Origin of the sequence: Vibrio iocasae, assembly GCF_042245395.1 — a bacterium.
In the GTDB taxonomy this organism is placed as follows: domain Bacteria; phylum Pseudomonadota; class Gammaproteobacteria; order Enterobacterales; family Vibrionaceae; genus Vibrio; species Vibrio iocasae.
The window spans coordinates 2,086,922-2,109,905 of sequence record NZ_CP145311.1 but is presented as its reverse complement, the minus strand read 5'-3'; the positions used below and the strand labels follow the sequence as shown (position 1 = coordinate 2,109,905).

General features: G+C 41.0%; 17 protein-coding genes and 2 tRNA genes. 17 read left to right on the top strand and 2 right to left on the bottom strand.

Translation table 11 applies throughout. The features are described 5' to 3' along the window. The first annotated feature begins 90 nt into the window (after nt 1–90). Nucleotides 91–2,952, top strand: coding sequence for an ABC transporter substrate binding protein (locus tag SNR28_RS19295; RefSeq protein ID WP_375750175.1), 2,862 nt, complete (start codon nt 91–93; stop codon nt 2,950–2,952). Between the two features lie 71 nt (nt 2,953–3,023). Here the strand turns inward: SNR28_RS19295 and SNR28_RS19290 are convergent, their stop codons facing one another. Continuing rightward, a complete protein-coding gene (locus SNR28_RS19290) occupies nt 3,024–3,518 on the bottom strand; it encodes a glucose PTS transporter subunit EIIB (RefSeq protein ID WP_375750174.1) in 495 nt (164 codons plus the stop codon). A 246-nt stretch (nt 3,519–3,764) separates the two neighbouring features. Between SNR28_RS19290 and SNR28_RS19285 the strand changes: the two genes are divergently transcribed. The 6 genes from SNR28_RS19285 (at nt 3,765) to SNR28_RS19260 (ending at nt 10,622) form a co-directional block, all read left to right on the top strand. Further along, nucleotides 3,765–4,097 (top strand): hypothetical protein, encoded by a 333-nt coding sequence (locus SNR28_RS19285; RefSeq protein WP_375750173.1) that lies wholly within the window; start codon nt 3,765–3,767, stop codon nt 4,095–4,097. Between the two features lie 461 nt (nt 4,098–4,558). Continuing rightward, nucleotides 4,559–6,250: an L-lactate permease gene (locus SNR28_RS19280; RefSeq protein ID WP_375750171.1), complete on the top strand. Its 1,692-nt coding sequence runs from the start codon at nt 4,559–4,561 to the stop codon at nt 6,248–6,250. A 447-nt stretch (nt 6,251–6,697) separates the two neighbouring features. After that, complete coding sequence (locus tag SNR28_RS19275; protein WP_375750170.1) at nt 6,698–8,317, top strand: tetrathionate reductase family octaheme c-type cytochrome; 1,620 nt, start codon at nt 6,698–6,700, stop codon at nt 8,315–8,317. A gap of 18 nt (nt 8,318–8,335) precedes the next feature. After that, complete coding sequence (locus SNR28_RS19270) at nt 8,336–8,935, top strand: cytochrome b/b6 domain-containing protein (protein WP_375750168.1); 600 nt, start codon at nt 8,336–8,338, stop codon at nt 8,933–8,935. 35 nt (nt 8,936–8,970) lie between these two features. Next, nucleotides 8,971–9,297, top strand: a complete 327-nt coding sequence (locus SNR28_RS19265; RefSeq protein WP_375750166.1) for a hypothetical protein — start codon at nt 8,971–8,973, stop codon at nt 9,295–9,297. A 29-nt stretch (nt 9,298–9,326) separates the two neighbouring features. Continuing rightward, nucleotides 9,327–10,622 (top strand): rhodanese-like domain-containing protein, encoded by a 1,296-nt coding sequence (locus tag SNR28_RS19260; RefSeq protein ID WP_375750164.1) that lies wholly within the window; start codon nt 9,327–9,329, stop codon nt 10,620–10,622. 87 nt (nt 10,623–10,709) lie between these two features. On the opposite strand, the gene SNR28_RS19255 is transcribed toward SNR28_RS19260, so the two are convergent. Beyond that, nucleotides 10,710–11,966: a hypothetical protein gene (locus tag SNR28_RS19255; RefSeq protein WP_375750162.1), complete on the bottom strand. Its 1,257-nt coding sequence runs from the start codon at nt 11,964–11,966 to the stop codon at nt 10,710–10,712. 307 nt (nt 11,967–12,273) lie between these two features. Between SNR28_RS19255 and SNR28_RS19250 the strand changes: the two genes are divergently transcribed. The 10 genes from SNR28_RS19250 (at nt 12,274) to SNR28_RS19205 (ending at nt 22,950) form a co-directional block, all read left to right on the top strand. Beyond that, nucleotides 12,274–12,360, top strand: a tRNA-Leu gene (locus SNR28_RS19250). Nucleotides 12,361–12,364: 4 nt separating this feature from the next. Beyond that, nucleotides 12,365–12,440 (top strand) — tRNA-Gly (locus SNR28_RS19245). Between the two features lie 225 nt (nt 12,441–12,665). Next, the gene (locus SNR28_RS19240) at nt 12,666–13,949 is read left to right on the top strand and encodes a GGDEF domain-containing protein (protein ID WP_375750160.1); all 1,284 of its coding nucleotides are present in this window, start codon (nt 12,666–12,668) and stop codon (nt 13,947–13,949) included. Nucleotides 13,950–14,162: 213 nt separating this feature from the next. Next, nucleotides 14,163–15,593, top strand: coding sequence for a UbiA family prenyltransferase (locus tag SNR28_RS19235; protein ID WP_375750159.1), 1,431 nt, complete (start codon nt 14,163–14,165; stop codon nt 15,591–15,593). Next, nucleotides 15,590–15,958 (top strand): EamA family transporter, encoded by a 369-nt coding sequence (locus SNR28_RS19230; RefSeq protein ID WP_375750158.1) that lies wholly within the window; start codon nt 15,590–15,592, stop codon nt 15,956–15,958. The genes SNR28_RS19235 and SNR28_RS19230 overlap by 4 nt, the downstream gene beginning before the upstream one ends. A gap of 2 nt (nt 15,959–15,960) precedes the next feature. Then, nucleotides 15,961–17,409: a hypothetical protein gene (locus tag SNR28_RS19225; RefSeq protein ID WP_375750157.1), complete on the top strand. Its 1,449-nt coding sequence runs from the start codon at nt 15,961–15,963 to the stop codon at nt 17,407–17,409. A gap of 97 nt (nt 17,410–17,506) precedes the next feature. Next, nucleotides 17,507–19,852 carry an RND family transporter gene (locus SNR28_RS19220; RefSeq protein WP_375750156.1) on the top strand — a complete coding sequence of 782 codons (2,346 nt, stop codon included), beginning with the start codon at nt 17,507–17,509 and terminating at the stop codon, nt 19,850–19,852. Then, a complete protein-coding gene (locus SNR28_RS19215; RefSeq protein ID WP_375750155.1) occupies nt 19,830–20,651 on the top strand; it encodes an outer membrane lipoprotein-sorting protein in 822 nt (273 codons plus the stop codon). The genes SNR28_RS19220 and SNR28_RS19215 overlap by 23 nt, the downstream gene beginning before the upstream one ends. Before the next feature lie 16 nt (nt 20,652–20,667). Continuing rightward, on the top strand, nt 20,668–21,885 hold the full coding sequence (locus SNR28_RS19210) for a hypothetical protein (RefSeq protein ID WP_375750154.1): 1,218 nt from the start codon (nt 20,668–20,670) through the stop codon (nt 21,883–21,885). A gap of 42 nt (nt 21,886–21,927) precedes the next feature. Beyond that, on the top strand, nt 21,928–22,950 hold the full coding sequence (locus SNR28_RS19205; RefSeq protein ID WP_375750153.1) for a right-handed parallel beta-helix repeat-containing protein: 1,023 nt from the start codon (nt 21,928–21,930) through the stop codon (nt 22,948–22,950). Nucleotides 22,951–22,984 lie beyond the last annotated feature (34 nt).

Genomic DNA, 22,984 nt, shown 5'->3' with positions numbered 1-22,984 from the left:
TTCACCGGGGTTTTTTGTGTGCCACGTTTGATAAATTGTTAATTACTGTTACTATTTTTTAATAGTTAACCGTTTTTTGCGAGGAATCAGGTGCATAAGCTACTGATAATCTTTTTGACATTCTTCAGTGCGATGTTGCCTGGTCTTTCTATAGCGAGCCAATCGCTAGATTTCTCTGAGAAACGTGTTCTACTCTTATACTCGTACCATCCTACCTTTCCTACTTCTGCAAAAGTCTTAGATGGCCTTCAAACTGAGTTTGGTGACAACCTTCCAGTAATTGAAGTTGAGTTCATGGATTCAAAACGCTTGTATGACGAAAAAAGTCGAGATCTTTACAAAAGAAATCTTGCTTACAAGCTCGCTAATCGAGACCCTTTTGACGTCATTGTAACGGCGGACGATAACGCACTGCATTTTGTGTTAGATGAAGGCGAGGAGCTATTTCCAGACATCCCATTCGTTTTCTTGGGGTTAAACAATATAAAGCTAGCAAGACTGATGGGTAGTAATCCGAATGCGACTGGTGTTGTCGAAGCTGTCTCCATTAAAGAGACGATTGAGCTCGCTCAGACACTGTTGCCTTCCATGGAGGCTCTTACTGTTGTCTCTGATGGAACATCATCAGGATCTTCTGACCTCGCTACAACAATGGGTTTAAAAAAGCATTTTCCTGAGCTGGTGTTTGATGTCGTTAACATGGCTGAGCTTCGATGGAGCGAACTTTCTAGAAAACTGAGTGAGATCCCGGAAAATAATGGACTACTGTTACTGTCTGCTTATCGGGATAAAGATGATGAAAGCCTGTCTTTCGAGAGTTCACTAGAAATCATTACCAGAAATAGCACGGTGCCAATATTCCACCCATTTGAACATGGAATGGGCGATGGAGTATTGGGTGGAGTGATCATTAGCCACAAGGAACAAGCTCGTCAGGCCGCGATTAAGGTTAAGCAACTTTTTTCGGCTACGAAGGCAATCGATATTCCCATTCTTGATAAGAGCCCTAACATTGTGGTTGTCGATAAAAGAGTGATGGATAGGTTTGGTCTTTCGGTTTCTGACTTACCTGAGAGCGCTGAGGTTCGCTACAACGAAGAGTCCATATTTGTCAGATACTGGGAAGAAATAACGGTAATCACCATCATCATGGTTCTGATGTTGCTTATCATCATTATTCTGGCGCATCAAAACAGAGATAAAGCGGTTTTTGCTAAAACGCTGAAAGCGAGTGAAGAAAGGCTTCAAATTATCCTGGATAACATTGACGCCTATGTGTATATGAAAGACGCAACAGGGCGTTATCTTTACGCGAACAAGCTCATGTATTCTTTATTTAACCCTCAAGTGAAGAGCATTGCTTCAAAATCGGATAAAGAGCTGTTTAATGACGATAAATCAGATTTTCGAGAAACCACAGACAACGCTGTGATGGAAAGTCAGATTCTTTATAAGGGTGAAGAGAGCCTATGGTACAACGAGGGGAAGAGCCGACAGGTTTTACAAAGTACAAAGATTCCCCTAGTTAATGATGAGGGAGAAACCTACGCTTTATGCAGTGTTTCTTTGGACATCAGTGAGCAGAAGGCACATGAAAAGCAACTAAAAAAAATAGCACACTATGACCAGTTAACCGGATTACCTAATCGTGTTCTGTTCTCAGATCGATTAGCACAGGCGATGAAGTATGCAGATCGGCAAAATAGCATTATCTCTGTACTCTATATCGACCTGGATGGTTTCAAAGCGGTGAATGATACATATGGGCATATATTCGGCGACCGCTTGTTACAGGTCGTTACGTCTCGATTGCAACAAGTAATAAGAGAAAATGATACTGCGGCACGTTTGGGTGGTGATGAATTTATAATATTGCTGCTTAATTCCGGTAAACCCGAAGATGATCTGGAGATTACCCACAGAATTCTAAGTGTGATATCGGAACCAATGAACATAGAAGGTATTAAAGTTTCTGTTAGTGGCAGTATCGGAATCACGCGATATCCGCAGGAACATGGTGTCGACGCAGACCATCTGTTAAGACAAGCCGATCAGGCGATGTATATTGCAAAGAACTCAGGAAGGAATCGTTATCACTTCTTTAATTCGGAAATAGAAAAAGCGGCACTTCAGCAAGAAGAGTTGCTCAATGAAATTTGCCGGGCAATTGAAAACAATGAGTTTCGTTTGTTCTATCAGCCTAAGATTGACCTTAGTAGTGGAAAGGTCGTTGGACTGGAAGCCCTGATAAGATGGGAGCACCCAACCAAAGGAATGTTACCCCCTGCTGCATTTTTGGTTGAAATAGAGAAGCACAGTTTGATGATTGAAATCGATGACTGGGTAATAGGGGAGGCCTTACGTCAACTGAAACTATGGCTATCGGAAGGTATGGAGATACCGGTTAGCATCAACGTCAGCCATATTTATTTCAATCAACAGAATCTAGTCAGCGTACTGACTCAAGAACTCGATGAGTACCCCGAGGTTCCTGCGTCTTTGCTGGAGCTAGAGATTCTGGAAACTCAAGCACTGGAGAACCTAACCGCGGTTGCTACAGTCATCCGTGAGTGTCAAAAGCTAGGGGTTGCTTTCGCTTTGGATGACTTCGGTACGGGATTTTCTTCTTTGACGTATCTAAAACAGCTACCAATCAATATGTTGAAGGTCGACCGAAGTTTTGTGATAGATATGCTTGAAGATGAGGAAGACAGGTCAATCTTGGAAGGTATCTTAGCTCTGTGTCAGGCTTTCGACATCAATGCTATTGCTGAAGGGCTGGAATCCATCGAGCATGGAATTGAGCTAAAACAAATGGGGTACCGTTATGCACAAGGTTATGGTATTGCCAAGCCAATGCCTGCATCCGAAGTTAAGCAGTGGATAGAAAACTGGTCTGCGCCTGCTGAGTGGCAGTGTACCGTTGATGAAAGTTGGGACTATAGAATATAAGGACAACTCGCACTTTAGATGACGTAAGTTGCCCTTTTCTGATTGGACACGAATAACTTTGATATGAATAGTTAAGCCTTGATGATTTTTTCCATCGCTTGCTTTAGGGCGTCGGATTGCTTACCAAAGATAGCCTGCACATTGTTATCAAGTACTACGATACCCATTGCACCGAGTTCTTTCAGCTTATCTTTTGAAATCCCCTCTGTTTCTTTTACAGAGATTCGCAGGCGAGTAAGACATGCATCTACCGCACTGATATTCTCTTTACCACCAAATGCGGAAATAAGCTCACCAGCGATTCCTAACTCTGGGTGTGCGTCTACCCATGATTGCATTGCCGCGCGAAGCTCCTCAGAATTTTTACCAAAAATGGCCTGTGCTTCACCATTCGCGTTGACCACGCCAAGTGCACCTAGCTCTTTAAGTTCTTCTTGAGAAACTCTATTGAACTCTTCTACTGAAATTCTCAATCGTGTTAAGCAGGCATCAATCTTAGTGATATTGCTTTGACCACCGAATGCCTTTATTAATGCGTCACTTGTTGGCAGTGTTTTATCAGTCATGTTGTTCTCCAGGAATACTAAAACTTATTTATATAGTTCAGATAAGTATGAGTGAAGCCGCTTATTGATTGCAATACCCCATGTTGTGTTTCCAGAATATGAGAGAGGGGTGTTGTAGCTGTGAAGAAGAGAAATAATTTTTGTCCGTGAAATTTAATTCTGACGATTAGATCACATTCAAAGGTTTCATTTTTATTACGATAAAAAAGTCCCCCTTGTTGTAGGCCGTAGGACATGGAGAACATAATGAAAAATATTGAACAAAAAATTGAAGCTATTTTTAATAAGGCTTTCCCCGAAGCCACCCTTACCCCGTCAGTTAATCAGATTACTCTTGAGTTGAACGAGCCTAGTCTTATAGGGCTGAGTTTACGTTCCGCAGATTTTGAGTTTGCACCTGAAGGTGATTGCATGAATGTGGTACTGAATGCCGAGAACAACGGAGTTCCAATTCTGAACACCGATGGTTTGGCTGACCACATTGAAATTGCTCTCGATGAAGAGAAGTTACGCATTCATGATACGTCGATTTTATCTGTTGCAGATTTTAAAAAGGTTTTAAGACAAAACTACTGTTAATTTCTTACCTGTTATACCTGACTTTCAGCACCCTGTTTACTGCAGGGTGTTTTCATTTTCCTTCATTCCTCTCGAATCTGCGAAGGTAAGGCTGTCAAAAGTCATGTCTTCATTTCACATTTTTTACAAATTATTATCTAATTTATCAGAAACAGACACACTTATATGGTTTCTTATAACCTTTCTAATTATGCCTTCCGCTTGATGAGTGGTTTCGTTTTATCTGATTGATAAATATTAATAAATGAAGCTATATCCCTCATATTTTACTTAACAAGTTGTAGAATAACTCGCCCTGGGTGAACGCTTTGTAAGGGTGGATTAGTGCATTTTGGGAACAAATCTTTTTCATTATTTCTCTATATCCACTAAAAAGAAATGGGTTATTGTCACTTCGCGTTAACAAAAACAATACAAGAAAAATATAACTTTTATCACTTTGCCTTTCTGAGGAAGCCAATATGAACGAATCAATTTTAGCCCTCATTGCTTTTTCACCTATTTTGGTGGCAGCAATTTTACTTGTTGGCCTTAACTGGCCAGCTAAGAAAGCCATGCCGGTAGCATTTGGTGTTACCGTTTTTATCGCCTTTGCCTTCTGGGATATGTCTGCAACGCGTGTATTCGCTTCGGTATTCCAGGGACTTGGTATCACCGTCTCCGTTCTCTGGATCGTTTTTGGAGCCATCTTCTTGCTCAATACGCTAAAACATACCGGTGCAATAACGACGATTCGAAATGGTTTTACTGATATCTCATCAGACCGTCGTGTTCAGGCCATTATTATTGCCTGGTGTTTTGGTTCCTTTATTGAAGGTGCTTCTGGTTTTGGTACTCCGGCTGCTATCGCAGCACCACTTTTAGTTGCAATCGGCTTTCCCGCGCTGGCAGCAGTGCTAATGGGAATGATGATTCAGTCAACCCCTGTTTCTTTTGGTGCGGTAGGTACACCTATTATCGTAGGTGTCAACAAAGGTCTGGATGTACACAACATTAGTGAAACACTAAATGCGGGTGGTGCGAGCTGGGATGTCTATCTGCAGCAGATCACGTCAAGTGTTGCTCTTATTCATGCTTGTGTTGGTACGCTTATGCCAGTTCTGATGGCTATGATGCTGACTCGCTTCTTTGGCAAGAACAAGAGCTGGACAGAGGGTTTGGACATCTTGCCTTTTGCTTTATTTGCAGGTGTGGCATTTACCGTACCTTACGCACTAACCGGTGTTTTCTTGGGGGCAGAGTTCCCGTCGTTAATCGGTGGATTAGTTGGTCTCGCTGTTGTAGTAAGCGCAGCGAAGCGTGGCTTTCTTGTTCCAAAGACTAAGTGGGACTTTGAAAGTGAAGATAAGTGGCCAGCAGAATGGTTAGGTTCATTAAAAATAGACCTGAATGACAAGCCGGGTAAACCAATGAGTCTGGTTACTGCGTGGGCTCCATATGTTGCATTGGCGTTGATTTTGGTAGCTAGCCGCGTAAGCCCTGAATTTAAAGGTATGTTGAAGAGTGTAAGCCTGTCATTTAGCAATATTCTTGGTGAAACTGGTATTAGTACAGCGGTTCAGCCTCTCTATCTGCCTGGTGGGATACTGGTATTTGTGGCAATCCTTGCAGCACTATTCCACTCAAAAAGTGCAGCGCCTCTTGGCAAAGCGTTTGGAGAGTCAAGTAAGACCTTGATTGGAGCAGGCTTTGTACTTGTATTTACCATTCCTATGGTGAGAATCTTTATCAACTCTGGTGTAAACGCAGCTGATTTAGCAAGTATGCCAGTCACTACCGCTAACTTTGTTTCTGGTATTGTTGGTGAAGCGTTCCCTATGTTAAGTGCAACTATCGGTGCCTTGGGTGCATTCATCGCGGGTTCGAATACGGTTTCTAATATGATGTTTAGCCAGTTCCAGTTTGAAGTGGCACAAACACTCAGTGTCTCTACAACAGTGATCATCGCTTTACAGGCGGTAGGAGCGGCGGCTGGTAACATGGTTGCAATACATAATGTTGTTGCAGCGTCTGCAACGGTAGGTTTACTTGGCAGGGAAGGGGCAACACTACGCAAAACGGTTATCCCTACATTCTATTATCTAGTCATGACCGGTCTGATTGGTTTAGCTGTGATATATGGTCTGAATGTATCCGATGCACTGATGAAATAACAACCAACGAAATTTGCTGAATCACATACTTCAAGGGAGGCTTACGCAGGTAAGCCTCCTTTTACTATCTCAACTATTATTCGTAATCTACCTTACTCCTTTCTCAATTCTTACTACAGACTGAACTCGCTTGTTTGCTGTAACAAGGCTCTTTATGTGTGTAATTTGGCTAATACTTTCTGAGTATTTTTGATTTCTATCTTTTTGTTATATCGAAATAAAATAGACATTTTTGTTTTGGATCAATTTTTGTGTTGACAAATGCAAAAAATATAATGTGATCCAGCCTGAAGGTTTGATCTGTTCTATCCTTAACCATGAGATTTGTAAGGCTTAATCAGTTATATTAGAAATATATATATAAGTAAAAGATATGTTAGGTGGTTCTAAATTAATGCATTGATGCATTCATCACATGAACTCTCTTAGTATTAAGGCGATATAAAAATGAAGAAATTAATCACACTGGTTGTCGGTTTATTCGTTATTTTTGCTGGTTCATTCGCTAATGCTGGTGGGCAGGAAGTTAAAGTAGAAAAACGTCAACCTTCGTCAGTAGCAAGTACGGCAGATCATTCAACGTTTGATGTATTGGATGATGAGTTTGACTATGCTCCAGACGTCACGCTGGCTTGTTTGGAATGCCATACTGAAGCGGCAAAACAGATACATTCCACTTTCCACTGGACGTGGGCAAAAGAGGTCGATGGTGTCATGGTTGGTAAAGCACAAAATGGTTTTAACAACTATTGCGTGTCCGCTAAAGGTAACGAGAGCTGTACTCAATGTCATGTCGGTTACGGTTGGCGTAATGAAGATTTTGACCTTGAAGAAGAAGAAAACGTCGATTGTCTGGTTTGTCACGATACGACAGGGACTTATAAAAAATCTTCTGCTTCGTCAGGCCATCCATTTTATGAAGACAAAATCGTTAACGGCAAGGTCGTACAAAAAGCGGTTGATCTTTCTTATGTCGCACAACATGTGGGCGTGCCGGAGCGAGATAATTGCTTAGCTTGTCATGCGAATGGTGGCGGCGGTAACGGGGTTAAACACGGTGACACAGACATGTCGCTGGTCAATCCAGATTTTGATCTTGATGTACATATGAGTCCGGAGAAACTGGATTTCTCGTGTCAGGATTGTCACACAGCAGATGAGCATAAAATATCTGGGCGTTATAACGATCGTAAAGCATTTATCGACCACGACCTGAACATGGGGCGACCTGAACGCGAAGGTAATAACGTCTCTTGTGAATCCTGTCACAGTGAAACACCACACAATGATCGTGATATAGATAATCACACCGCCAAAGTTGCTTGTGCATCTTGTCATATTCCAGAGATGGCCAGAGGGCCTTACTTAACAAAACTATCCTGGGACTGGTCGACCGCAGGTCAGAAGAAAGACGGTAAAGGGTACGTTATTAATGAAATGTTCGATGGCGTTGAGAACATCGCTTATACCAGTAAGAAAGGTACCTTTACCTGGGGTAAAAATGTAGTACCTGAATATCGCTGGTACAAGGGTGAGCTAAAACAGATGACCTATCTGGATATCTTCGACCCTAAAGATGCACCAATCGATGTAAACCCTCCAACGGGTGATTACAACGATCCAGAAGCGAAGATTTGGCCATTTAAGATTCATAGAGGTAAGCAACCGTATGATGCAGAGCAAAATCATATGTTGCCTATCAAACTCTATGGCAAGAAAGGCACAGGTGCTTTATGGACCGAGCTTGATTGGGCTAAGGCTCTGGATGCGGGGGCCAAATTAAATCATATCGATTACAGTGGAAAATACGACTTTATCGAGACAAATGGTTATTGGCCAATCAAGCATATGGTTGCGCCAGCGAAAGACACCGTAAAGTGTGGTCAATGCCATAGTAGACAGAGCCGCTTAGAAGGGCTGAATGACTTCTACCTTGTGGGGCGCGATAGCTACACCATTGTTGAAGTTATTGGGGCGCTCATGATCTTCGGTGTGCTTGCAGGTGTTGTAGTTCACGCTTTAATCAGAATCTCTACAATTCGTCGCCGCAAGGCTGCTCAGAAATAAAGGTGCGGGGATAAGAAAATGAAAAAGACAGTACTTATTTTTAAACGGTTCGAACGCTTTTGGCATTGGGCTCAGGCTTTACTGATACTCACCTTGATTGTTACAGGATTAGAGCTGCACGGTCTGATTAAGGTGTTCTATTTCGGCCACAGTTCTCACTACCACCATGTTGCAGGATTTATTTGGTTTGCGTTGGTTGTTCTTATCTTTACCTGGATATTTACAACCGGGGATTGGAAGCAATATGTCCCTACGACGAAAGGCATTGATGGGGTACTTCGATACTACTTATATGGTGTGTTTGTCGGGGAGAAACATCCTCATCACATGACACCAGAAAATAAGTTCAATCCTTTGCAAAGGTTTGCTTATCTGGGTGTTGTATTTGTAATCGTACCCCTACAAATCATTACCGGATTGATTTTCTTCTTCTATCCAGAGCTGAGAGAGGCCGGTTATTTGAGTCACATAGGAGTCGTTGCTGCTATCCATACCTTATGTGCTTACGTTGTTATCGCATTTCTGGTTACCCACCTATACCTGATTACATTGGGTGAGAAGCTTAGCAGCCATATGAAAGCGATGCTGACAGGCAAAGAAGAAGTTAAAGATAAATAGAGTTTTTAGAATTATAAAGTAAAGAGGTTGATCTTATGAAGAAGCTAATTTTAGGAATGATGATTGTGTTGTTCTCATTTGGTGCACAGGCAGATGCAGCAAAAGGGCAAGAATACTATTTGGAATATCTCAGACCACTGTTTGGATATAACGGGCAAGAATTTGCGTCCCAGCACCTGAAGGTGGAGTGGAAACGTTACTTCAAGAAAGATGCAAAGCGTTTTATCAAAAAATTCGCAAAGAAACACCCTGAATCAGCAGAATTTCTAGCGAGTGATAAGTTCCAGGAAATCGCACCGGATGTCGCAGATTTTGCGATGAAATATGCGGCTGATAGTGGTGAGTTAGCAGCTTGTAACTAATTAGGAATCGAAAGGATAGGGAGTAAATTATGTTTAAGAGAACTGCACTAGTTGCTTCATTGCTGGTTACAATACCTTTTTCTGTAGCCGCTGACGAAGTTGTGGGTAAGATTCAGTCTGCGATTCATTTGACCAAAACAATCCAGTACCTGAATCCAAAAACTAAAGAAGTCAACGTCATTAAGTATGACGAGAACACGGCTTTAGTGGATGCTGAAAGTTTTAAAGACCTTACTGTAAACACTAAGTTTAAAGCTGAGATCGACGAGAACGGTTATGCCAGCAAGATAAAACGTGTATTAGTTAAATTACCTGATGATCAGATCATAGATACAGATACTTTGGCCGACTTGTTGGATGAAGGCGCGCCTGTATTTATTGGTGATGCTCGACCAGTAGGGAAGTACAATGTTGGCCACATCCCAACGTCGAAAGCAACGCCATCTGATAAGCTTGCTGAGAACTTAGGTTGGTTGCCGAAAGACAAAGATCAGTTGGTTGTGTTCTATTGTGGTGGTGTGACTTGTCCTCTAAGTCCGGCTGCGTTGAAAATTGCTAAAGCGAACGGCTACACAAACGTTAAGGCGTATGTAGAAGGTATGCCTGCATGGAAAGGTGAAATCTATCCGGCTCATGTAAATTCGAGTTGGGTTGCTAAGAACCTTAATATTCACCATGTCATTCTTGACGTTCGTGACGAACCATCAAGCTTTGTTCAAGGTGCTGTTCACTTACCCGCGGCTCAGCTAGCTGACATGCACGACAAATGGAACGAAGAGAAGAAGCCTGTTGCAAAACGCACCATCTTTGAACTTCGCGACAAGAAAGCACCAATCATAATTGTTGCCGATACAGCGGATGCTGATGAAGCGATTGAAGCTTATGAGATTTTAAACTTCTGGAAGTTTAAAAATGTCACTATTCTAAATGGTGGTATGGAAGGTTGGGCAGCCGCAAAACTTCCTACAGGCAAAGATAAGATTGCAACTGAGCTTGTATATGAGAAGATGCTGGTTAAAGGAGCGGTTGAAGAAGTCGCTTTTGTTAAAGCAGCAAAAGAAGGTACTGCGACTATCATCGATGTTCGCAACCCTGACGAAGTTGCAAAAGGACATATTGCGAAATCTATCAACCTTCCACTAGGTGAGCTAGATCAACATTTGGCGAAAGTGCCAAAAGATAAGCCTGTCATCCTTCACTGTGCAGCAGGTGCTCGAGCTGCTATGGCTTACACGCTGCTGACTAAGAATGGCTTTACAAATGTGAAGTACCTTAACGACTCATTCGCTGATGTTGTGAAAGATAATGGTATTGAGCTTCAGTAGTGACTGATTCAATCTAAATGGAGTGAAATAAAAACAACCACCGTACGAGCGGTGGTTGCTTTTTACAAGTCTGGTTAGCCAAGATCGTTAATATAGCAAAGAAAGTAGATTTTCTACTTTAATAAAGAAAAGTAATTGGCCTAATAACAGAGGGGTAATCAGCAATAACAGGGCGGTTAATTTTGTTTTTTTGGCGAAATATATAAAAGACACCAATAGAGAAATTGTCCAATGTGGAGAGAACAAGAAGAACTCATCTCCCCATAAGTTATGAAGTATGATGTTGAAGAATAGCCAGGCAGATAACGCTAATAACAGTAGTCTGGATGTGCTTGACTGCCACATTAGAGAAACACCTTTTATAAGGCAATATAACCATATTAAGGATGTAAAAATATTGAACGGGTTGATGTTACTAAAATTAATGGGCTCTAAGGACACTCTGCTTTCTACGATATGGGGTGCTACAGACACAATTGGATAAATGATTGCTGAGAGTGAATACTGAATCGCAACAAGCGGCTCGTCTATCAGCCTGAAATTAAAGAACTTAACAAAATAAGAATCACCACTTGCCAGTCTGTCCCATTTACTGACAAGAACAAAAAGAATAGCTACAGAAACCAGTATAAAAGCTACTGTATTTATCTTAGCTCTATACTTTCTATATATATTAACTATTGTGGCGTTTTCTCTATATAAGAGATAACAAATCATTAATGAAGGAAATAGCGCGTTTGTAATGGTTGTTCCCCCAAGTAACACAAGCATCAATATTTGCAAAAATATAAGGTATCCTAGGTTTTTATCCAGGTGCGCGAAATATACGGATATGATGAGCAATGAGAATGAGATGCCGAAGTGGTCCGGAGTCGCTACCACAGCGACAGTCGAGCACATCATAGTAAAAAAGCAGATTAGGAAAACCTTTATATTGTCATTGAGGAGTTGTTTACTAAATGAAGTAAGACATACCAACGCAACTCCAAAAAGGAGTGCATTTAAAAGCTTGGCACCATAAACTGCCGATACACCTAGGTCGGTATCTACAGTCAAGGACAAATATCTGGCTAACTCAGCCCAGATGAAAGGCCTTAACGGATGAGAAACAGATATCTCCGTCCAGTTTGGGTTTTCTATTCGGTTTATCCAAATTGAAGTATCAAGATGAAATATTGCGTCGTTAATCTGAATGGCTATCCCATTTGGTATAACGTGAAGGTAACTGCTTAAAAAATATATCCATGCCGTACCAAAAACAAAGTAGAAAGCAGGATAAAAGATGTGTTTCAACCTATCATAGACATTTGATGAAGTTATTATGTTATCTGATTGCGTGCTCACAATACTTTGGCCTCCCCAACTTATATAGATCAAACCTGATTTTAAGATAAAGCTTTGTTTATGCTGCTAGCCCTGCTCATATAAAAGAGTAGAGCATGAACAGAGACTATGCACGAATCCACCACTGAAGTATGGTTGACTCTTGTTCAATATGGATGGAAATTGGCCGGAAAGACCGATTTTTAGCCATACAGTTCAAAACATTACATTTTCTTGTTGACGAAAATTTTCAATCCAGTAAAGTACGCCCTGTTCCCAAGGCAAAGGCCTGGAGGAATAGATGGTGTCTCCATCGCTTATCTAGCGTGCCCTGGTGGTGGAATTGGTAGACACAAGGGATTTAAAATCCCTCGGCGTTCGCGCTGTGCCGGTTCAAGTCCGGCCCGGGGCACCATCTTGCGACACTAGCTCAGTTGGTAGAGCGCAACCTTGCCAAGGTTGAGGTCACGAGTTCGAACCTCGTGTGTCGCTCCAAATTCAGAAAAGGCCCTAGCAGAAATGCTAGGGCTTTTTCGTATGTGCGGAATTCCTATTGTGATTTCAATGAAGATAAATATAGATTTGTTTACTTTGTTTGCAGACTTATCTTTTTTGTGAGACTGCTGAGTTCATATTTCAGAAATGGTGAGTTGTATAAAAAGTCATCACAAGTTATAAATACGCTGAAAATTATAAATAATTTTATTGAGTTAGCTTTATATGGAAATTTGGTTAGTCGTATTACTTTTGGTTGTATCTCTTTTTATTTCATACTTGATTTATGATCGAGGGGTTAAACAAACTATCGATAACCTTGGGTTGGCAGTTGTTACGGATTCTCGATTGAACATACTTTACGCAAGTCCAGGAGCAAAAGCATATCTTCAAAAAGGAAATATCGAAGAAAAGTTAACTGAAGTTATTAAGTATGAGCAACGCCTATATGTAGGAAATGGCGTGTGTTGTTCACCATTTAAGTATCGTGGTAAAGCAACCTGGTTAGTCCAATTTAATGAACAAAACAGCATTGACCATAGTTTTACTTCTCATGGGGAAATAGTTAATACCATTATTCAGGCTGTACCAGAAGCGATAGGCATGACGAATCATAATCTGGTGTATGAGGCTTGCAATCAAGCCTTTGTAGAACCACTTGGAATAGATAGGCCTGAAGATTTACTAGGAAAACGTTTGGAGGATGTTGCTTCAAGGGAGGTATTGGAAAAATTCTCAGTTTCAGACAGGAAGGTTTTGGATACTGGAGAAGCATTTCTGATGGTTGATGAAGTTCGAGATAGGTTAGGCAACAAACAGTGGTTAGATGCTCGTAAGTTCCGTTTTACTAATCCGCAAAACCAAAAACCAGGATTATTTATTATTGCGCGAGACATTACAGAGACAGAGCTGACGAAACAAGAGTTGAAGCGGACCCGAGACAATTTCCAAAAGCTCAGCTTGATTGATTCATTGACTCAGATAGGTAATCGAAGAATGTTTAGTGAGCACCTGACTTCTGAGTGGAAAAATCATGCAAGAAAGGAAACTCCTTTCTCTTTGATCATGTGTGATATTGATAAATTTAAAAAACTAAACGATACGTATGGCCATGTGTTTGGTGATGAAGTGTTAGTTTTGGTTGCAAAAGCGCTAGGGAAACCATTGAAGCGTCCTCTTGACCGTGTTTATAGATATGGTGGAGAAGAGTTTGCTTTTATTCTGTGTGATACAGACTTAGCAGGAGCAAAAACGGTTGCTGAACGTATCCATAAAACCATTAATAATCTCAAACTGAAGCATGATAATAGGGATATTGACCCGCCATTAACTGTGAGTCTGGGCGTATATACTTGCGTCCCGAAATCGAATAATAAACCTATGGATGCCGTAGAGCTCGTGGATCAGGCTTTATATAGAGCAAAAGACAAAGGTCGAGATCAAACAGTTATTGTCAATGCTTACAATCAAGAGTCGACGTTAGTTGAATGTTTACCAACCGCTCTATAACTTGTTATTGAAAGTAATAAGTAAACCATATTATTAGTCATTAAACTAAAGTACTGCATGTTCTCAATATTGAGAATACTCTTTTGATCATCTCTTTGCATATATAGTTGCACGGAAGGTTTTAAGTCTCAGTTTTGGAACAACTTTGTCGCTAGACATATTATTTGTTACTAAAGTAATATTTACAATGTATTCACAAAAAAGTATTACGCTATGGAAAGTGATAATAATATTTCAACGTTATATGTTGACTTGGATGGAACTTACATCAAGACTGATTTGCTTTTTGAGAGTTTTATATCGGCAGTGAAGTCAAACCCATTAGTGATATTTTACTGCTTCATTTGGTTACGACAGGGAAAAGCACATCTTAAGTACAAGCTGGCACAGTATTGCGATATAAACATTGAATTAATGCCTGTGTCGGACGAATTTAATCGGTTCCTTGTGCAGGAAAAAGAAAAAGGCAGAAAAATAGTACTCGCCACAGCATCCACTGAGAAGTTTGCCAGACAAGTTGTTGTTAATAGCGAAATTTTTGATGACTATATTGGTAGCTCAGAATCAAACAATATAAAAGGTGCAGCAAAGCTAAGTAGAATAAAGGAACAAAATAAAGAGTTTGCTTATGCTGGTAATGACTTTGTCGACTTTGAGTTGTTTAAAGATGCAAATGAGGCATTTCTGGTTAACCCGTCACAGAAAGTTTTAGAAGCTTCAAAGCAGTACGATATTAAAAAGGTATTTGATACCCAGTCTTCGAATCAACTTGCTTGCTGGATCAAGCAATTGAGAGTCCATCAATGGTTAAAAAATTTACTGATTTTTGTTCCCTTAATGGTCTCGGGTATGCTTTTTCAACCCGGCAGTATCTTCTTATCTTTGTTAGCCTTTAGTAGCTTCTCATCACTGGCATCCGCTACTTATATATTTAATGATTTATTAGACTTGGAATCTGACCGCAGCCACCCCAGAAAAAAAGAGAGGCCTTTGGCTGCAGGTAATATAAGTATTCTTGACGGATTGCGAGCATCTATTCTTCTTATTGTGTGCTCTTTAGTCATTGCAATGTCAACAAGTAGCGAATTTACCGTTGTTCTCATTGCATACCTAGGATTGACACTGGCGTACTCCTTTAAAATCAAACAGTACATCGGAATGGATGTGGTTATGTTGGCGATGTTATACACGGTAAGAATTATCGCAGGCGCTGCCGTGTTAGGTATACAGGCGTCTTTTTGGTTGTTGGCTTTCTCCATCTTCATATTCTTGAGTCTGGCACTGGTAAAACGTTGCTCTGAGATTCACTCAATGCAAAAAACAGGGAAAGAGAGAGCGAGCGGACGAGACTACACGGTCGGTGATTACTCCGTGTTAGTTAGCTTCGGTGCTTCTTCCGCAATGCTGGCAGTATTAATGTTCTGTTTTTATATCAATAACAGTGCACTGTCAGACCAGTATCAGCAACCTGACTCTCTGTGGCTCATTATTCCTGGATTGTGTTACTGGTTGATGAGGATGTGGATCAAGACTCACCGAGGTGAAATGGATGATGACCCAATTGTTTTTTCACTAAAAGATAGGGGCAGTTTGATTACCATCGGATTCTGCTGCTTAATCACATTAATGGCTCAGGTTATATGAACTTTTTAACTTACTCTCTGATTCTTGCAAGTGTCAGCTTGTCCGTTGCGGCGCAAATCTGTCTGAAACAGGGAATGTCTAGTGTGACGGTTCAGACAGCGCTAAAGGCAGACCTACAAAATGCTGTTTTTGCAATTCTAACAAGCATCCCTGTTTTGGCCGGGCTTTTTGCTTATGTATCTAGTGCTGGGATCTGGCTGGTTGTTCTATCAAAAATAGACGTAAGCAAAGCGTACCCTTTTGTTGGTTTGGGATTTATTGGCACCATGCTCTTTGCCTATTGGTTTTTAAATGAGCCCTTAACGGCAGACAAAATGCTGGGAACGCTGTTAATTGTTGTTGGTATCTACTACATATCGAGATAGTTATGACTAAGGTAAATGCTAAAGAGACGATTGCTTTTGTTTTGGTTCTACTTGTAGCGATAGTTGCTCTTAGTATCTTAAATCTACCTGTTTTAAAACTTCCTATCACAGGTGATGATACCTGGGGGGCAACCGCCGTGCTGGGAAACCCGCTTGATGTGTTAGTATTCAATTTGCGATGGGACTTACACCCCCCGCTTTATTATCTTCTTCTGGATGTCTGGGCGCTTATCAGCCGTTCGGATATCTGGCTTAGAGCAAACTCTATGTTTTTTCATGCGCTTCTTGTTTCGAGCGTATTCTTATATACAAGCAAACGAAGAAGCCTTACAGAAGCGTTGATTGCTACGATTCTGGTTTTTTCATCCCCATTGTTACTTGAGTATAGCGGGCGGATAAGGATGTACTCGCTCCTGGCTCTGTTATCATTTGTGCAGTTTGTACTTGTTAGTGAGTATTCAAAGGGTAACGACAAGTTATTCAAATGGATTATGATAAATGCGGTTGTAATTCTATGTTCACATGCAATTGGCATTTTGTTTGTGTTTTTCCATTTCTGCTACGGACTGCCGTACCTTTATAAAAACAGAAAACAACTTGTAGTATGGAGTATCACGCACTTCTCGATTTTTTTATTGTCGTTACCTGTTATTGCAAATTCAGCGATCAAGTCTGTCGGGCATGCAATTAAACCTGATATAACAGCGGTTATTGAGTTTATGCAGGGTATATTGATTCTCGATTATCTGTATCTGGCAATTATACCTTTGGTATTTATTCTCCTTTCCTTGAGGTATCCGGAGTCTCGTAACATTATTATTTGTTATCTGGTGCTTCCGGTTGTTTTCTACTTTGCTATTTCTCACCTGATAAAGCCGTTGTGGCTTGAAAGAAACTTCATCTTTGCTTTGCCGCCTATTTATATTGCTCTAGCCGGAGTAATAGTAAAGTTGCCTCTGAATCGTTTGCTAAAGCTATCCTTACCCGGAGTCATTGTTGTTGCAAATCTTTGGGGTTTTATTCATAAGAATAAGCCAGAGGAACCCATCGCATTTTCCAGAGTTGTAGAGGTGGTTTCAGAGAGTTTTAGTCACTCCAACAATAAGGTGTGTGTGGTTGCTGAAAATACATTAAATACGTTCTGGTCGTTACAGCGATACCTGAACGGGGTGAATTGGGGGCATCCACTGGAAAAACAACCTCCTGTTGAAGGGAGGTGGGCTCAGATTTCGAAACAGCTTCCAGCACCGATTGTTGATTTACTGGCGCTGAATCCCGCACCCAGTTATACGGAAAATAAGCACTTTGTACTTTCTGCAGGCCTTGGGGATAGATGTTTTAAAAATGATATTGAGAAGACTTTGTTGATAACAGACAGAAAGTCCGAAACGGGCGGCTATGATGTTATTTATAGAGACTCTTACTATACTGTTTTTGACTGGACTCAATAATAAGTGCTTACCTTTGGCCTTTGTACACCCTCACATATGAATCGAGGTCAAATAGAAAACTGTTATTCTGAATTTTAAGGACAAAATGGGGAATATAGTGAATAACAAGAAGAATAATCAAAATGTTGCGTCAGAGAAATGGCATCAAATACCCGTTCAGTTTCCGATAGTTACTATAATTATCTGTATTATTTCGATAATCCTATCCACGCTCGGTACTAAGAACCTTTATTTTCGAGGGGATTACAATATTTTTTTCGATAAGGCTAATCCTCAGCTTTTGGCCTTTGAAGAAATTCAGTCGACCTTTTCGAAAACAGACAGCCTGGCAGTTGTAATATCTCCTCCAGATGGCAATGTATTTACGCAAAATACACTCACTTTAATCCAGAAGTTCACAGAAGATGCATGGCTTACACCATACTCCAGCCGAGTGGATTCTCTCTCAAATTATCAGCATACAGAAGCGATAGAAGATGACCTTTTGGTGGAAGATCTTGTTTCTGAGTTCTTTGAGTTTAGCGACGAAGAAATTGCAAAGGTAAAATATGTTGCGCTCAACGAACCGGTGACAAAAAACGCCATAGTATCTGAAAATGGAGATGTTGCGGTTATTAATGTGACTGTTCAGCTCCCCGAAATTGATAAAACCAGAGAAGTCATTGAAGTTCATGATTACATCACGGGTTTAATAGACAAGTATCAAGAAGAGTATCCTGGTACAGAGTTTTATAAAACAGCGGTTGTTGCAATGAATCATGCATTTATGACTTCTGCACAGAAAGATATCATGACCTTGGTTCCGATGATGCTGTTGGTTGTTCTGATTATCTTAACCATTCTTTTGCGCTCGTTTACCAGCGTTATAGCAACGCTTGCCGTCATTGTTACATCCGTTTTAGCTACGTTAGGGTTTTCCGGCTGGGCCGGAATGTATATGAACATTGCTACTGTCAACATTCCGACTTTAGTTCTAACGCTTGCTGTAGCAGATTGTGTTCATATTATTGCCACTATGAGACATGAGATGAGGCATGGTTCGGAAAAAAGCGTTGCGATAAAAGAAAGCCTGAGAGTGAATGCTCTTCCCGTACTCATTACTTCTGTGACGACTGCAATCGGCTTTTTGATGATGAATATGTCTGACTCTCCGGTATTAAGGGGATTTGGTACTTTGGCTGGTTTGGGGGTAATGGTCGCATGTGTTTTATCCTTGATATTTCTGCCTGCTTTATTAAGAGTATTACCTGTTAAGTTTAAGAGTTATGAGAAAAGTGATGGCAACTTCATGGACCGCATCGCGGACTTCGTCGTTGAGAGAAGAAGAATAATATTACCTACATCGATTGTTATTATTTTTCTGTCCTGCGCTGCTATTCCACTCAATAAAATAAATGACGACTCAGTGAAGTATTTTGGCAAGCAGAGCGAATTTCGTCAGGCCGTAGACTTTATGCAGCAACATATTAGTGGTATGGGCACGATGAGTATTGCTATAGATACCAACGAAGAGCAGGGGATAGTCGATCCAGAGTTTCTAAAAACAATCGAAGGGTTTACCGCCTGGTTAAGAGTCCAGCCAGAGGTTGACCATGTCTCTTCCATGTCGGATGTTTTTAAAAGGCTGAACAAAAACATGCATGGGGATGATGAGAGCTATTATTACTTGCCAGATGATAGAGAACTGGCTGCCCAATACTTACTCATGTATGAGATGTCTTTGCCATATGGATTGGATTTAAACAACCAAATAAACATTGATAAATCTTCTCTCAAAATTCAGGTAAAGACAGACAACCTGGGCAGTTCTGAGCTCGTTAACCTGGAAAACAGAGTATACGACTGGTTAGAGATTAATGCTCCGAAAGGCACGGAATATAAAGTCAAGGCATCAAGTCCTTCGCTTATGTTTGCCCATATCGGGGAGACAAACATGAGAAGCATGCTGGTTTCGCTACCGGTCAGTTTGTTATTGATCTCTGGACTGCTCTTTTTAGCATTGCGTTCACTGAAGTTAGGCCTGCTAAGTATTGTGCCAAATATGGTGCCAGCGCTTATTGGCTTTGGTGTTTGGGCTCTGATATCTGGTGAGGTTAATCTGGGGCTCTCAGTAGTTGCCTCATTGACGCTGGGGATAGTGGTCGATGATGCAGTGCACTTTTTGACTAAGTACAAAAATGCGCGGCTCGCTGGTAAAGATCCTGAACAAGCGGTCAGATACGCATTTCATACGGTAGGAAGGGCTTTATGGATTACGACTGTAGTGCTTGTGGCTGGTTTCCTTGTACTTGCAATGTCTTCTTTCCGCTTAAACTCTGATATGGGAAAACTCAGCAGCATAGTTATTTTTCTGGCTTTGGTTGTGGATTTTTTCTTTTTACCATGCTTGTTAATGATGTTTGATAAAAAAGGAACAGCTAATGACCCTGTTATCTCGAAATAAAAGTCTCACTGCTGTCATTAAGACCATTGGTTTAAGTTTTTTTGCTTCGGTATTACTCCTGAATCCCTCTTTCGTCCTGGCTAATGCCGAAAAAGGCCTAGAGATTGCTAAGGAAAGAAAACTCAGAGATAAAGGGTGGCAGGACAGCTCAGCCTCTATGGAGATGATATTAAAAAACTCCCGAGGAGATACAGCTAACCGATTAATGAGAATGAAGTCATTGGAAGTGGAAGGAGACGGCGATAAAGGATTAACCATATTTGATGAACCCCGGGATGTGAAAGGAACTGCTTTTCTAAGCCATTCACATACACAGGGAGCAGATGACCAATGGTTGTATTTGCCTGCCCTGAAGCGAGTGAAACGTATTTCGTCGCGAAATAAATCTGGCCCATTTATGGGAAGCGAATTTGCGTACGAAGACCTTACCTCGTTTGAGATAGAGAAGTATGACTTTCTTTATCTCAAAGATGAAAGTATAGGGAAGTTATCTTCATACGTTGTGGAGCAAAAACCACGCGATAAAAAATCTGGCTACAAGAGACAGATAGTCTGGTTGGACAAAGAGGAGTATCGCCCCTTGAAAGTGGAGTTTTACGATAGAAAAGATACTTTGCTTAAAACTCTCACATTCTCTGACTACGAGCAGTATCTGGATAAGTACTGGCGTGCACATACGCTAGAGATGGTTAACCATCAGACTGGGAAGAGTACCGTCCTCAGGACGAAAGATATTGAGTTTCAAACGGGGCTTGAAGAGAGAGATTTCAAACAGAGTACTCTGAAACGAGTTAAGTGATTTAGGGGGACCTGCAATGTTGCTCAGAGATGCTTACCGCAACTCCGTTTTCACACATATTGTTGGCGTAGCGGCTACTCTATTTACATTTACAGTTAATGGATCTTCACTTTTTGAGTATGAGCTTTCTGGGAAATTAAGTGCGGAGTACAGATATTTTTTAAGTGAAGGTGATCAGGGGCAAAAACAGTCGCAACCTTCTATATTGGCACAACCGGAGATGTACTGGACGTTGAGTGACGAAGAAGGGGACGCATCTTTTACCTTTGTACCTTTCTATCGGTATGACAATCTGGATTCTGAAAGAACACATGCAGATATCAGAGAGATGCTTTATTTGAATGCATGGTCAGATTATGAGTTTCGGTTTGGAATAGGGAAAGTATTTTGGGGTGTCACTGAATCAACGCATTTGGTTGATGTTATCAATCAGACAGATTTAATCGAATCGGTAGATGGTGAAGATAAGCTGGGTCAGCCAATGTGGACCTTTTCAATGTTCAAAGACTGGGGAACAACCGAAGTCTATTACCTTCCTTATTTTCGAGAAAGGACATTTCCTGGAAAAGATGGAAGGTTACGTACAGGTTATGTTGTAAATACAGATAAACCCAGGTTTGAATCTTCTGATAAAGAAAAACACGCCGATTTTGCACTACGTTATTCTCAAATGTTTGGTGACTGGGACATAGGCGTAAGTTATTTACAGGGCACAGATAGAGAGCCAACTCTGCTTGTTGAAGGAACGGATCTAATCCCATACTACGCACAAATGAAACATACAGGTTTAGATGTTCAGGGAGTAGTTGGGGACTGGCTATGGAAGCTTGAAGCAATATATAAAGATAGCTATGAAAACTACACAGCTTCGGTAGCGGGCTTTGAGTATACCTGGGTTGGTGCGTTTGGAAGGGTGTGGGACTTAGGTATTATTTCTGAGTATCTTTACGACTCCAGAGAGGCAGATTCTAATGCTATTGGTCAAAATGATATTTTTGGCGGGCTCAGATTAGCGTTCAATGATGAGGATAGCAGCGAGATATTGATAGGTATGACTCAGGATATCGATGAATCTGACATTCGGATATATCGAATTGAAGCTTCAACAAGGTTAAGCAACCAGTTCAGTCTCAGGATGGAAGCCTGGGGAATGACGAATGATATTGCAACGGATCCCCTATATTCATTGAGAAAGGATGACTTTGTTGAAATGGCTGTAGATTTTTACTTCTAGAAATTGAACGAGCCAAAAGAGAGGCTGAAATCGGATGAACGAATGATCAGTTGGATGGTATTTCTGCTCATAACTCTTGCCACCTCATTACATGCCACTGAGCTTGCTGAAGGTGAAGTTGTTGTTGATGGCGTAACTGTCGATAACATGAAGCAAGCAGAGCAACTGATAGTTAACGGCAGCACGGTTTATTTAGGACCCGGTGAATATGCCCGAGGGATACACATAAGAAGTGATAATGTGATTCTTTCAGGTAGCAGAGGCACGCACTTTGTCGATGCCGCTATTGAAGGTAAAGGTGCAATTATTACATCAGGTAAGAATACGACTATCGAGAACATAGAGTGCAGCAAGATACAGGTATCAGCAGGGAATGGGGCTTGTATCAGACATCAAGGTGAGAATTTAACCGTATCAGGTGTTTATTTTCACGATAGCGAACAAGGGATCCTCGAAGCACCAAACAAAGGGAAGTTACTGATAAAAAATAGCCGATTTCATAGACTGGGTTATAACGGAAGGGCGCATGGAGTTTATACCCACGGTGGAGCACTAATTATTGAAAACTCAAGGTTCACCTCGATGCTGAGTCAGGGACATGCCATAAAATCTCGTTCGGCGAAAACTGTTGTCAGAGATTCTGTTATTTCAACTGGCAAGGGCCGGGATAGTCGGCTTTTTGATATTTCCAATGGGGGGGAGTTTATTCTTGAAAATTCGATACTTTTCCAGAGTAACTACACAGTAAATAGTCAGGTTATTGGTTATGGTCTTGAGAAGTTAGAAAGAACTCGGGTAAATAGTGTCAAAATAGAAAACAACCTGGCTATTATGGAAAGAGAGCAAGGTAATATTTTTATAGGCCTCCCAAGTGAAAAAGATGCGCATATACCTGTTGAAGTGAATATCGCCAATAACATTCTGATTGGAAAGCATTTTGATTTAGAACGATGGCAAAAAGACAACATCTATTTTGAAAGCCGGCAAGCAGCCGGTCTAGATAATGGGCGGTTACCAGAGCTTCCTTATTTGGATCAATTACGAGAAATTTTGTCTGATAGATAATTTCCTCACTCGGCGGGCTATGAAAGAATAGGAG